Origin of the sequence: Intrasporangium sp., from assembly GCF_040414665.1 — a bacterium.
Classification (GTDB): domain Bacteria; phylum Actinomycetota; class Actinomycetes; order Actinomycetales; family Dermatophilaceae; genus Intrasporangium.
The window spans coordinates 1-12609 of the sequence record NZ_JBEDUL010000089.1 but is presented as its reverse complement, the minus strand read 5'-3'; the positions used below and the strand labels follow the sequence as shown (position 1 = coordinate 12609).

Below are 12609 nucleotides of genomic sequence, written 5' to 3'. Positions count from 1 at the left end.
GCCGTCTCCTTGGGAGACGGTTGCCAAGGCGCCCGGCGCGCATTCGTGGAGGGGTGCGCGCCGGGCCGGGCGGTGGCGGTCAACCGCACCGCCGGGCGCTGCGAGATCCATCTCGTGGCAGTTGATGCCGCCTCGTCGGTTCCGGCGCTCCCCCTGTCGCCGGCCGACGGGGCGGCATCTCGCTTTCCCGTGCCGATCAGGCCGTATGCCGCTGGGCTCGCTTTCCGAGTCAGCGAGACACGGTGGGTGGTTCCGTCGCACTGGATCACCTCGGGACGATGTAGCGGGGCTGCATTCCGAGGCTGTCGGTCAGCGGGAGCTCCTGCTGGAGGGTCGTGCAGGCCATCGCAAGCGTGCAGCGCTGCAGGGTGTTCATCGCCGGGTCGACGGTGACGTCGGGGGCCGTGTCCCTCGAGATGACGATCGACGTCCCGTCGTCGTCGAGCCGCCAGCTCCATCCGGCGATCGGCTTCTCCGGAGTGCCGCCGAGCATGTCCGTGCCGTCGCTCACCCGGTAGACCGCCGGGATGAACCAGTAGCCGCCGTCGATGTACTTCTCGCCGACGAGGTACGTGCCGTCCGCCGAGAACTCCCGCGGGCGGAAGATCTGTGGGTTGCCCTGGCGCCCGCAGTGCTCCCTGACCATCGGGAAGCTCGCCTGCGTGAGGTCGACGACGGCCCAGCAGGTGTCGTAGCCGTCGTTCAGCGGCCGATCGAGGGCGGCGACCCTCCGATCCGTGCTGACCGCGGTGATGTACCGCGGCAGCTTCCGGGTCTCGCCGGTGAGGTAGTTCCACTCCGTGGTGTGCTCCGCGCTCTGGCCGCCGAGGTAGACGTACTCGCCGACGACGGCGACCGGGCTCCCCGCTCCGGATCGACGTGCGAGCTCCGTGCCATCGGGGGACAGCACGACCACGGGCCCCTCGAACCGCGTCTCGGCGACGACGATGCTGCCGTCGCGGGACGCGACGTACGAGCCGCCCTGCCTGCTGACGGTCGTGATCGTCCTGCCTGCGGGGGAGAGGATCTCGAGCTCTGTCGGTTTGCTGCCGAGCTGTGACTCGAGCACGAAGCCCCCATTCGAGAGGACCGAGAACCTGTTGACGACGGTGCCGCGGTCAAGCGTGATGACCCGTCCCTCGACGACGATGGTGTCGTCGAGGGCGTAGGTGTTCTGCGCAGTCGCGGTGACGGGCACGTTCGTGCTCGGCGCCTCCGTGGTCGGGGCGGTTGGCGTCGTGGGGACGGGATCCGCCGACCTGGTCATGGAGGGAGTGGGTGTGGCCGACCCGGTCGCCGACGGCGTCGGCGAGACCGAGGCACTGGGGCTCGTCGCGGGGGCAAGACCACCCGTGGGGCCGTTCGGTGACCAGAACAGGAATGGCACGACAACGGCCGCCAGGGCAGCGGCTGCGGCAGTCAGGGTCGTGCGGCGCCGGGTCCGGCGACGCTCCAGCCCGATGGCAGCAGTGGCGAAGTCCCCGGTGGCGTCGATCCGCGAGGCGTCCTCCTGCAGGGTCTGGCGCAGGTCCAGCTCGTTGGGGGTCATGCCGTGACTTCCTTCATCGTGATCCGGAGGGCGTTCAGCCCGCGGCTCGTGTGGCTCTTGACGGTGCCCACGGAGATTCCGAGCACCTCCGCGGTCTGGGCCTCGGTGAGGTCCTCGTAGTAGCGCAGGATGATCGCGGCTCGTTGCTGCGCCGGCAGATTGCGGATGTGCGCGCGAAGGTCGTCGTCGGCGTATCGGTCGGCAGGCGCTGGTGGGTCGGCGTAGGTGATGAGGTCGCTGCCCGTCACCTCCTTGTGCCGCCAGGTCCTGCGCCACCAGCTGTTGTGCTCGTTGATCATCGTCTGGCGCACATACGCGTCGGGCGACCCATGGATCGAGTCCCACTTGCGGTAGACCTTGGCGAACGCGCTCTGGACGAGGTCCTCGGCGCTGTGGGGGTCGCCCGTCAGCAGGTAGGCGAAGCGCACGAAGTGGCGCTGCCTGGCTCGGACGTAGGCCGTGAAGTCAGCCTCACGCTCCTCGGTACCCATCTGTGATTCCCCTGTCGGTGGTGCGGACCTCATCAATACGCTCCCACCGCCCCACAAGGTTGTCCGCGCTTCAACACCAAACCCGGCCGAGCCCCCGCTTCGTCGGGCTGACTCCCAGCGGAGTGTGCACTCCGCGACGGGCTGACTCCCAGTCGAGTGTGCACTCCGCGCCGAACGAGAGGGGACAACTGACGGGATGACCTGCGAGGGTCCTGCTGGGCCGGGCGCGCAGACGGCGAGGTCGTCCCGTCATACGACCCCTACCAGCGGCTACTTCAGGCCTCGACCCAGGGGTTGATGAGGTCGAGCCCAATACCGGTGAAGCCGTTGACGTCTGGGGTCGCGAGCGTCGCTCCCGCCTCGAGTGCGACCGCAGCGATGAGCGCGTCCATTGGCATAGGAGTGTGCACTTCGCGCTGGCCCTCATCTCGTCGAGTGTGCAGTCCGCGCCGCCATGCGACGGCGCGGAGTGCACACTCGACGGGGCGGTGCGGCGCGGACTGCACACTCAACAGGGTGCTGGTCAGCGGGCGTTCAGGAGGTGGACCCGCATGGGCGGAGCCAGCTCATCGGGTGTGGCGACCTCGTCGGTGAACCGTTGACAGGCCCCGTCGAGCCTGCAGTGGCCGAGCACCTGGACAGAGCCACTCGCCCCGGCGCTCTTGAGGACGTCGAGCGCGAGTAATCCGTCCCGGGTGAAGCCGAAGTTCATGAACGCCGCCTTCGTGGCATGGAGGACCACGTGTCCGGTGCGCGTGTCGAGCACCCGGACGGCGGTGGCCGCGAACCCGTCCTGGTAGGCGTTCGAGCCGGCGAGGTAGCGCCCGTCGGGCGAGAGTGCACTCGGGCCGAAGGCTTGAAAGTCGCCGCAGTGTCTGGAGAGCGGTTTGGCCGTCGTCCCGGTGACATCGAGGATCTCGGTGCAGCCGGTGAATCCGTCCCGGGTCGGGGTGAAGGCCGCGGCGAAGCCGGCGGCGTTGACGGTGCCGAAGGACCCACCGTTGTAGTAGTTGTCGATCGAGTTCGTCGCGAAGTCCCACGTGTAGCTGTGGCTCGAGGTGCGGTTGCCGAGGAAGACCCGGTCGCCGTACCAGCCGGCGAGGTGAGCGGTGTGCACCAGGTTGCTCTTGTGTCCGAGCTCCCGGCCGGTCGAGTCCCAGGCGTAGATGATCGCGTCATTGCGCTTGCGGCCGTTTGGACTGAAGGCATAGAGCGCCACGGTGGAGCCGTCGGCGCTCGCAGCCGAGGACACCCCGACATGAGTCGCCGGGATCCTCGCGAGGTCACGCAGGACCTTGCCGTCAGGGCGGAGTAGGCGCACCGTTCGTTCCCTGTCGTTGGCGCCATCGATGACCAGACCGTTTCCTCCTGCGAGCGGGAGGTACTGCCACGCGTCGCCCACCTCGAGAGTGAAGGTGCGACCGTCGCGATGGACGGTCTTGCCGGCGCTCCAGATCACGTCGCCCGCCGATCCCTGCCGGAGCGGCGTGCTCGCCGAGACGGTGAGGTCTGCTCTGTCGGGAATGGCGAAGGTGGGGACCGTGACAGGGGCTGTCGCTGTCCCCGGTGACGGGGTCGTCTGCGGCGCGTTGGTCGTCGGGCCGGTCGTCGGGTCGCCAGCCGCCGACGCCCGTGGGGTAGCCGGGGCACTGCTCGTCGACGCAGTCGTTGTGGGGGGGTCGGTCGAGACGACGGACGGACCGGCGGGGAGCCCGTGGTCGGCTCCGCCGCGCAACGTGGTCCAGGTCAGCGGCGCGGCGACGACAAGGGCGGCCGCGACCACCGCGGCCCCGGTCGCGACCTGGCGGTGGCGTCGGATCGTGCGGGAGCGCGCGACCACGGAGTCGCTGAGGTTCGTCGACGCCCCCATCGGATCGAGGTGGCCGTGCAGCACTGCCGATACCTCGCGCTCGACGTCCGAGCGCTGGGGGACCTGGTTGGCGTTCATGCGGGCACTTCCTCGAGCTTGGTGCGGAGCGTGGCGAGGGCGCGGTGGACCTGGCTCTTCACGGTGCCCACGGAGCAGCCGAGGATCTCGGCGGTCTGGGCCTCGGTGAGGTCCTCGTAGTACCGGAGGGCGACCGCGGCGCGCTGGCGCGGCGGCAGCGCCATCACCTGCGCCCAGAGTTCCCGGTCGACGGGCGGCGGGTCGATCGCCCCGCGGCGATCGGACTGACGGGTGGGGTCGACGTCGAGGGTCTCGCGGCGTCGCCAGGCTCGCCGCCACCAGGAGGTGTGCTCGTTGACCATGACTCGGCGGACCCAGGCGTCGGTGGACTGGGCCTGCCGGATCGTGTCCCATCTGAGGTAGAGCTTCGCCAAGGCGATCTGGGCCAGGTCCTCGCCCGCCATCCGGTCTCCGGTGAGCAGGTAGCCGAACCTGACGAGGTCGTCCTGCCGCGCCGTGACGTAGGCAGCGAACTCGTCGTCGGGCGGTCGCATCCTCGGTCTCCCCCTGTCGTCACCCTCGTCGCACCGTGCGCTCGAGTTCAAGACGAGGCGAGGGCGCTGAAGGGTTGCATCGCCCAAACTACGGGAGGTGCGGGGGTCGACGTCCAGCTGGGAGTCAGCTCAGCGGCATACGTGATGGTCTGTCAACGAGGCGGCATGCGGAGCGCGCCGTCGAGGCGAATGACCTCACCGTTGAGCATCGGGTTGTCGACGATGTAGCGCACGAGACTCGCGTACTCAGCGGGCTGGCCGAGGCGGGACGGGTGCGGCACCTGCTGCTCCAGGACGTGACGGGTCTCCTCCGGCAGGCCGGCGAGCATCGGCGTCTCGAACGTGCCCGGTGCGATCGTCATGACGCGAATCGCCTTGTCCGCCAGATCCCGTGCTGCCGACAAGGTGAGGCCTGCGATGCCGGCCTTGCTGGCCGCGTAGGCGGCTTGTCCGATCTGCCCGTCGAAGGCGGCGATGCTCGCCGTGTTGACGATGACCCCGCGGTCGCCATCGAGCGGTTCGTTGTCGAGCATGGCCGCGGCCGCGAGGCGCATGACGTTGAACGAGCCGACGAGGTTGATGTCGACGACCGTCCTGAACGTGTCGAGTGCGAGCGGGCCGTTTCGCCCGATGACTCGACCCGGCGTCGCGACCCCCGCGCAGTTCACCGCCACGCGCAGCTCACCGAGTGCCCTCGCGGCCTCGACGGCCTGCAGGACCTGGTTCTCGTCACGCACGTCTGCCGCGACGTAAGCGGCCCGTTCGCCCAGGTCGGCGACGACCTCGGCGGCCCGAGAGGACTCGAGATCCAGGAGCACGACCGAGGCCCCGTCCGCGTGCAGGCGACGGGCGGTCGCCTCGCCGAGGCCGGAGCCTCCGCCGGTGACGATGGCGACGGAGGACGAGTTCAGCTGCATGAGAGGCCTTTCGGGGTCAGCCGGTCAGTTGGCGAGGACGTGTCTGGAGATGACGAGGCGCTGGATCTGGTTGGTGCCCTCGAAGATCTGCGTCACCTTGGCCTCGCGCAGGTAGCGTTCGAGCGGGAAGTCCTCGGTGTAGCCGGCGCCGCCGAGCACCTGCACCGCATCGGTGGTGACCTTCATCGCGGCGTCCGTGGCGACGAGCTTGGCGACTGCCGCCTCCTTGCTGAACGCGCGGCCGGCGTCCTTGAGTCTGGCCGCGTGGAGGTAAGCGGCCCGTGCGGTGGTGACGGCCGCCTCCATGTCGGCGATGAGGAACGCAAGGCCCTGGTTGCTCCCGATCGGGCGCCCGAACTGCTGCCGCTCCTTCGCATAGGTGGCGGCCTGGTCCAGGGCGGCCTGGGCGAGTCCGGTCGCGGCGGCGGCGATCCCGAGGCGCCCAGAGTCGAGGGCCGAGAGCGCCATCATGATGCCCTGGCCCTCCTCGCCGATCCGGCGCGTGGCGTCGACAGAGACGCCGTCGAAGAGGACCTGCGAGACCGGGTCGCAGTGCAGGCCCATCTTCCTCTCCGGCTCGGCGAAGGTCAGGCCCGGGGCGTCGGCGCGGACGATGAACGTCGAGAGCCCCTTGCCGCCGGTGTCGTCGGTGCGGGCGAAGGTCGTGTAGTAGTCGGCATGACCAGCGTGGGAGATCCACGCCTTGGTGCCCTTGAGGGAGTAGCTCGTCCGGTCGTCGGAGGCCGTTGCCCTCGTCGTCATCGACGCGATGTCCGACCCCGCGAGCGGCTCGGAGAGGCAGTAGGCACCGAGCTGGTTGCCGGAGAGCATCTCGGGCAGGAGGGCCTGCTTCTGGTCCTCGGTGCCGTAGGTGACGACGGGATAGGCCGTCAGGCTGTGAACGCTGACGCCGACGGCGACGCTCATCCACGCCGATGCGATCTCCTCGACGACCTGGAGGTAGACCTCATACGGCTGCCCTCCGCCGCCGTACTCCTCGGGGTAGGGCAGGGACAGCAGGCCCGCCCCGCCGAGGGTGCGGAAGACCTGCTCCGGGAAGGTGTGCCTGCGCTCCGCCTCGTCCACCTGCGGCGCGAGGTCCTTGCGACAGATCTCGCGGGTCAGCTCGATGAGGTCGGCGGCTTCGTCGGTGGGCATCAGCCTCGTCGCTGGCATGGTCCAGATACTAGGACGTCAAAGAAATGTGCCTCAAACTCGCTCATCGGGGGTAGGTCCGCACCTCGGTGGCCTTGACCGCAGCCCAGACGTCCTGCCCAACGTGGAGCCCGAGGGCCGCGATGGACTCCAGCGTCACCTCGGCCGTGAGGTCGATGGCTCCGGTCAAGCCGACTCGGGCGGACTGCCCCTGCATCGTCACGTCGCTGATCCGCAGGCGCCACGTGTTGCGCGGCGACCCCTCGGGCTGGTGCCGGTGCAGGGACACGGCGCTCGGCGCGAACGCCGCCCAGACCGGTCCCTCGGTCGGGTCAGTGGTGACGAGGAGGCCGTTGCCGTCGACCGTCACGTGCCCGTGGGAGTCGCCCTGTCCCGCATAGAGGTTCAGGCCGACCACCGTGCCGACGTAGGCGCTGCGGGGCTCGCGGAGCACGTCATGGGGACTCCCCGACTGACTGACGGTGCCGTTCTCGATGAAGACGAGGTGGTCGGCCAGCGTGAGCGCGTCGAGCGGGTCGTGCGTCACGAGGATCGTTACTCCGCCGTATGCCGCCAAGCGGGCTCCCAGCTCGGAGCGTGTCCTCGCGCGCGTGTCCGGGTCGAGTGCGGCGAGTGGCTCGTCGAGCAGGAGGAGCGCCGGGTCCGTCGCCAGGGCGCGAGCGAGGGCGACCCGCGCCGCTTGGCCGGACGACAGCTCGCGTGGCTTGGCATGCGCCTGTGCTGCGAGCCCCACCCGGTCGAGCTCCGCCAGGGCCCGCTCTCGAGCGGTGCCGCGCGCGACGCCGCGGCTGCGCGGACCGTAGGCGACGTTGTCGACGGCGCGCAGGTGCGGGAAGAGCAGCGGGTCGGCGAGCATGAGCCCGACGTGCCGCGCCTCGGGAGGCAGGCGGCGGCCCTTGTCCTCCCAGCTCTCGGCACCGACCCGGACATGTCCCGACTCCACGCTTAGCACGCCGGCCAGGGCGAGGACGCTGGAGGTCTTGCCGCCCCCGTTCGGCCCGAGCACCCCGATGACCTGTCCGGGCTCGGCCCGCAGGTCGACGTCGAGGTCGAGGGTGCCGCGGGTCAGCCGGAGCCGCGCCTCGAGCCCCCCACTCATCCGCAACACGCCCGGAAACGAGCAACTGACCAGTGCTGCAGCGCGGTGAGTTTCGAGCTGCCGGGCGTGTTGCGGGAAGGAAGGGAGGGGGGCGCGGGGGCGGGGCCGGTCATCGGAACCACCTGCCACGCAACAGCCCGAGGACGAGGATGCTCACCGCGAGCAGGGCGATGCTCAGCGAGATCGCGACCTGGGGGTCCTGCTCGAGGGCGGCGTACACCGCCAGCGGCGCCGTCTGGGTGCGACCCGGGAAGCTGCCGGCAAAAGTCAGGGTGGCCCCGAACTCGCCGAGCGCCCGCGCCCACGCCAGCGCCGCCCCGCTCGCGATGCCGGGCAGGATGAGGGGCAGCGCCACGGTCCGCAGGTAGCGCAGGTCACTCGCCCCGAGGGTCCGCGCGACGGACTCGAGGCGCGGGTCCAGACCCCGCATCGAGCCCTCGACGGCCAGGACGTAGAACGGCAGGGCCACGAAGGTCTCGGCGAGGACGACAGCGACCGTCGTGAACGGGATCTGCACCCCGAAGGCCGTCAGGTGCTGGCCGACGAGGCCGTTCCGCCCCCACGTCATGAGCAGGGCGACGCCCCCCACGACCGGCGGCAGGACGAGCGGCACGGTGACCACCGCGCGCACCCATCGCACGGCGGTGTGCTCGCTGCGGGCGAGCAGCCAGGCGAGGGGCGTACCGAGCACGAGGCAGAGGGCGACCGTCGTCGTCGTGGTCAGGAGCGAGAGCCGCAGGGCCAGCAGCGCCGTGGGGTCGGACAGGTCGCTGGGCAGCCGCCCCCAGTCGGCCTGGAGCAGGAGGGCCAGGAGGGGCAGGACGAGCAGCGCGAGACCCAGCCCGGCAGGGAGGCCGAGGGCGACCCTGGAACGCCACTCAGCGGCATACGGGCGCTTGGTGGCGCTAGACGCCGCCCGAAGGCTCACGGCGCCCCGAGGCCGAAGGACTGCAGGGTGGCCAGACCCTCGGCGGAGAGCACATACGTGACGAACTCGGCCGTCGCGGCATCGTCGGCGAGCGTGATGATCGGGTAGCGCAGGCTCGTGTTGAACGGGTCGCGGATCGGGACGCCCTTGACCGCGCCATCGGCGGCGACGACGTCGGAGTGGTAGACGACCGCGGCGTCGGCCTCGCCGAGCTTCACCTTGGCCAGGGTCGCCTTGACGTCGACCTCGCGGGACACGACCGACGGGACGACCCGCGCCTTCTTGAAGGTCGCATTGGCCGCCTTGCCGCACGGCACCGTCTCGGCGCAGAGGACGACCTTGAGGCCGGCCCTGCCCAGGTCGTTGATGTCGTGGACGCCGCCGGGGTTGTCCGGGGGGACGGCGATCTCGAGGACGTTGCTGGCGAAGATGCTCGACTTCTTGACCAGGCTCGTGTCGAGGGGCTCGGCCGCAGCCTCGCCCGCGAGGGCGATGACCTGCGCCGGGGCGCCCTGGTTGACCTGTTGGACCAGGGTCGCGCTCGAGCCGTAGGACGCCGCAACAGTGATCCCCGGATGGGTGGCCTGGAAGTCGGCCGTGAGCCGGTTGAACGACTCGGTGAGGGAGGCCGCCGCCAGCACGGTGACGGTGTGGCTGGTCGCCGTCGGTGCGCTTCCGGCGGGCGAGCTGCCGCAGGCGGCAAGAGCAAGAACGACGATGCCGTATGCCGCTGAGCTGAGTCCGCGCCGACCTGCCCTTCTCATGCGGGGACCTCCACGACGACGTTGGTCGCCTTGACGGAGGCGACGGCGACGGACCCGACCTCGAGGCCGAGATCGTCGACGGACTCGCTGGACAGGAGCGAGACGATCCGGAACGGGCCGCACTGCAGCTCGACCTGCGCCATGACCTTGTCCTTCGTGACCGCCGTGACGATGCCGCGCATGCGGTTGCGCGCTGACGCGCCGCCGATGGTCCCGATCTCGGCGGGGTGGGCGAGTTCCTGGGCGACGGCGGCCAGCTGGGCGCCGTCGACGGTGCGCCGGCCGGCTTCGTCGAGGCCCCCGTCGAGGCGGCCCGAGTCGACCATGCGGCGGACGGTGTCGTCGCTGACGCCGAGGAGGGCGGCTGCCTCGCTGATACGCAGATGCGGCATGGGCCGAAGCATATCTCCGCATCTGCGCCGCCATGACCCCCGAGCGTCCCCTCCTTCGCACCACGCCCTTCCCTCCGCAACACGCCCGGCACTGCGGAACCCGCGCCGGAAATTTCAGGCTCGAGCTCCATATCTCCGGGCGTGTTGCGGTGAAGGGGTTGACAGGGGCGTGGGCAAGGGAGTGTAATCAACTTATTGGTTGATCAAGGAGGAGGTTGATTAGTGATCTACGACGGGGCGGCGGAGGAGCGTCTGGACCGTGCGTTCGCGGCGCTCGCCGACCCGATCCGTCGGGCGATCATTGCTCGGCTGTCCCGCGGACCGGCCACGGTCAACGAGCTCGCCGAGCCCTTCCAGATCAGCAAGCAGGCGGTCAGCAAGCACATCCAGGTGCTCGAGCAGGCCGACCTCGTCACCCGGACCCGGGACGCCCAGCGCCGACCGGTCCACCTCAACCCGGGGCGGCTCGAGGCCCTCACGGCCTGGATCGACCGCTACCGGCTCGTCCACGAGCAGCAGTTCCGTGCGCTGGACGCGCTGCTCGCCCAGCAGAACCCACCGCAACCAGAGGAGAAGCAGAAATGAGCAACGAACTGAGGCTCGACATCCCCGCCGACGTCCCGTGGATCGACTTCACCCGCGAGTTCGACGCGCCGGTCGAGGCCGTCTTCAACGCCCATCGCGACCCCGAGCTCGTCAAGCAGTGGCTCGGCCCGCGCGGCTACGTGATGGAGGTCGATCGCTGGGACTTCCGTTCCGGCGGCGGCTACCGCTACGTCCACAAGACCGATCACGGTGAGTTCGGCTTCCACGGCACGTTCCACACGGTCCGCGAGAACGACCTCGCCATCCAGACCTTCGAGTTCGAGGGCGCGCCCGACGAGGTCGCCATCGAGTTCATGCGGTTCGTCGACCTGGGCAACGGCCGCTGCCGGCTCGAGGGCCGCTCCATCGGGCGCACCGTCGAGGGCCGGGATGCGATGGTCGCCAGCGGGATGGAGACGGGCATGCGCGAGGGCTACGAGCGCCTCGACGAGCTCGTGACCGCCTCGGCGAACGCCTGACTCCCGGCCATGACGACGGCTACGCCCATGGACTGGACCCTCGAGGTCGTCATCGTGCCGGTCTCGGACCTGGCTCGGTCGACCGCGTTCTACCGGGACCAGGTCGGGTTCCACCTCGACCACGAGACGCAGAACGAGTTCATGCACGTCGCCCAGCTGACGCCGCGAGGCTCCGGATGCTCCATCGTCATCGGCAACCTGCCCTCGCAGAACGAGATGGCGCCGGGCTCCCTGCACGGCGTGCAGCTCTGCGTGGCCGATGCCGAGGCGGCCCGGTCGGAGCTCGTGAGCCGGGGCGTGGAGTGTTCGGAGATCCAGGTCATCGACCCCCGGGACGGCGGCACGTTCTTCGGCTTCACCGACCCGGACGGCAACACCTGGGCGGTGCAGCAGCTCAAGGCCCGCGGCGAGACCCCGCTCATCCCGCACGAGCACCGCAGTCGGTTCGCCGAGGGTGCCGAAACCTGAGAGCCGAAACCTGACGACAGAAGGAAGCACCATGAACGCCACAGTTGTCTTTGACACGAGCATCTCCCTCGACGGCTACATGACGGCAGGAGGCCGCACCGCCGACGAGCCGCTTGGCGTCGGAGGTGAGCAGCTGCACGAGTGGACGCAGGACACCGAGTACCTCCAGGAGCAGATCGCAGCACTGGGTGCGGTGATCACGGGTCGCCGCAACTACGACGACTCGATTCGTTGGTGGGGAGCGGATGGCCCTTCCGGGCCGGCTCGCCGACCGGTCTTCGTCGTGACGCACTCGGCACCGGCGACAGCTCCCGAGGAGGGCGTCTACCAGTTCGTCACGGACGGCATCGAGTCTGCCCTGTCGCAGGCCCGGGCCGCCGCCGGTGACGGGGTGGTCACCGTGATGGGCGGCGCAGACGTTGCACAGCAGTACCTCGAGGCCGGTCTCGTCGATGAGCTGTCGATCCATGTGGTGCCGGTGCTCTTTGGTACGGGCCTTCCTGCCTTCCAGGGCCTCGACCTCGGGGAGCACGTTCAGTTCGAGCTCGTGGAGTCGCGGCAGGCGCCCCAAGCAGTCCACCTGCGCTACCGGGTCCGACACTAGGGTCGAATGTGCAGTTCGCGACCTCCTCCACGCGTCGCGAACTGCACACTCGAGGGGGAAGGGGGTGGCGCGAACTGCACACTCGATGGGGACGGGGGGCGGCGCGGAGGGCGCGTCGAGCGGGAGCGAGCACAGCGGCATACGACCGCATCTAGAGTGCCCCCATGACCAACGTCACCCAACAGCGTGTCCTCCACACCGCCATCCCCGGCCCCAGGTCCATCGAACTGCAGGCGCGGAAATCCGCGACTGTCTCCGCCGGGGTGGGCACCGGGCTGCCGGTCTACGTCGAGCGCGCCGGCGGCGGCATCCTCGTCGACGTCGACGGGAACCAGCTCATCGACTTCGGGTCCGGCATCGCCGTGACGAGCGTCGGCAATGCCGCCCCGCGCGTCGTCGAGCGGGTCCAGGCGCAGGTCGCGGACTTCACGCACACATGCTTCATGGTGACGCCCTACGAGGAATACCTCGACGTCTGCGACGCCCTCAACGAGCTCACCCCCGGCGACCACGAGAAGCGTTCCGCCCTGTTCAACTCTGGCGCCGAGGCCGTCGAGAACGCCGTCAAGGTCGCCCGTCACGTGACCGGCCGGCAAGCGGTCGTCGCCTTCGACCACGGCTACCACGGGCGCACCAACCTCACCATGGCGCTGACCGCGAAGAACATGCCCTACAAGCACAAGTTCGGTCCCTTCGCCGGCGAGGTCTACCGGGC

General features: G+C 69.8%; 15 protein-coding genes. 5 read left to right on the top strand and 10 right to left on the bottom strand.

The window, feature by feature from the left end; translation table 11 throughout:
• Positions 1–265 precede the first annotated feature (265 nt).
• The 10 genes from ABF401_RS10025 to ABF401_RS09980 form a co-directional block, all read right to left on the bottom strand.
• Positions 266–1549 carry a hypothetical protein gene (locus ABF401_RS10025; protein WP_353509411.1) on the bottom strand — a complete coding sequence of 428 codons (1284 nt, stop codon included), beginning with the start codon at positions 1547–1549 and terminating at the stop codon, positions 266–268.
• Positions 1546–2040, bottom strand: a complete 495-nt coding sequence (locus ABF401_RS10020; RefSeq protein ID WP_353509410.1) for a SigE family RNA polymerase sigma factor — start codon at positions 2038–2040, stop codon at positions 1546–1548. Before ABF401_RS10020 ends, ABF401_RS10025 begins: the two co-directional genes overlap by 4 nt.
• A 523-nt stretch (positions 2041–2563) precedes the next feature.
• Positions 2564–3988: an RAD23 family protein gene (locus ABF401_RS10015; RefSeq protein ID WP_353509409.1), complete on the bottom strand. Its 1425-nt coding sequence runs from the start codon at positions 3986–3988 to the stop codon at positions 2564–2566.
• On the bottom strand, positions 3985–4482 hold the full coding sequence (locus tag ABF401_RS10010) for a SigE family RNA polymerase sigma factor (protein ID WP_353509408.1): 498 nt from the start codon (positions 4480–4482) through the stop codon (positions 3985–3987). The genes ABF401_RS10015 and ABF401_RS10010 overlap by 4 nt, the downstream gene beginning before the upstream one ends.
• Before the next feature lie 152 nt (positions 4483–4634).
• Positions 4635–5399, bottom strand: a complete 765-nt coding sequence (locus tag ABF401_RS10005; protein WP_353509407.1) for an SDR family NAD(P)-dependent oxidoreductase — start codon at positions 5397–5399, stop codon at positions 4635–4637.
• A 24-nt stretch (positions 5400–5423) separates the two neighbouring features.
• On the bottom strand, positions 5424–6575 hold the full coding sequence (locus ABF401_RS10000) for an acyl-CoA dehydrogenase family protein (RefSeq protein ID WP_353509406.1): 1152 nt from the start codon (positions 6573–6575) through the stop codon (positions 5424–5426).
• A 43-nt stretch (positions 6576–6618) separates the two neighbouring features.
• Positions 6619–7674 (bottom strand): ABC transporter ATP-binding protein, encoded by a 1056-nt coding sequence (locus ABF401_RS09995; protein ID WP_353509405.1) that lies wholly within the window; start codon positions 7672–7674, stop codon positions 6619–6621.
• Between the two features lie 109 nt (positions 7675–7783).
• Positions 7784–8602 (bottom strand): ABC transporter permease, encoded by an 819-nt coding sequence (locus ABF401_RS09990; RefSeq protein ID WP_353509404.1) that lies wholly within the window; start codon positions 8600–8602, stop codon positions 7784–7786.
• Positions 8599–9366 (bottom strand): molybdate ABC transporter substrate-binding protein, encoded by a 768-nt coding sequence (gene modA / locus ABF401_RS09985; RefSeq protein ID WP_353509403.1) that lies wholly within the window; start codon positions 9364–9366, stop codon positions 8599–8601. The genes ABF401_RS09990 and modA overlap by 4 nt, the downstream gene beginning before the upstream one ends.
• A complete protein-coding gene (locus ABF401_RS09980; protein ID WP_353509402.1) occupies positions 9363–9758 on the bottom strand; it encodes a TOBE domain-containing protein in 396 nt (131 codons plus the stop codon). Before ABF401_RS09980 ends, modA begins: the two co-directional genes overlap by 4 nt.
• A 222-nt stretch (positions 9759–9980) precedes the next feature.
• Here ABF401_RS09980 and ABF401_RS09975 point away from each other — a divergent pair, with 222 nt between their 5' ends.
• The 5 genes from ABF401_RS09975 to ABF401_RS09955 all read left to right on the top strand — a co-directional run.
• Positions 9981–10343, top strand: a complete 363-nt coding sequence (locus ABF401_RS09975) for an ArsR/SmtB family transcription factor (RefSeq protein WP_353509401.1) — start codon at positions 9981–9983, stop codon at positions 10341–10343.
• The gene (locus tag ABF401_RS09970) at positions 10340–10822 is read left to right on the top strand and encodes an SRPBCC family protein (RefSeq protein ID WP_353509400.1); all 483 of its coding nucleotides are present in this window, start codon (positions 10340–10342) and stop codon (positions 10820–10822) included. The genes ABF401_RS09975 and ABF401_RS09970 overlap by 4 nt, the downstream gene beginning before the upstream one ends.
• A 27-nt stretch (positions 10823–10849) precedes the next feature.
• Positions 10850–11290 carry a VOC family protein gene (locus ABF401_RS09965; protein ID WP_353509412.1) on the top strand — a complete coding sequence of 147 codons (441 nt, stop codon included), beginning with the start codon at positions 10850–10852 and terminating at the stop codon, positions 11288–11290.
• A gap of 31 nt (positions 11291–11321) precedes the next feature.
• On the top strand, positions 11322–11894 hold the full coding sequence (locus ABF401_RS09960; protein ID WP_353509399.1) for a dihydrofolate reductase family protein: 573 nt from the start codon (positions 11322–11324) through the stop codon (positions 11892–11894).
• A 164-nt stretch (positions 11895–12058) separates the two neighbouring features.
• On the top strand, positions 12059–12609 hold a 551-nt coding region (locus tag ABF401_RS09955), incomplete at its 3' end, for an aminotransferase class III-fold pyridoxal phosphate-dependent enzyme (protein WP_353509398.1).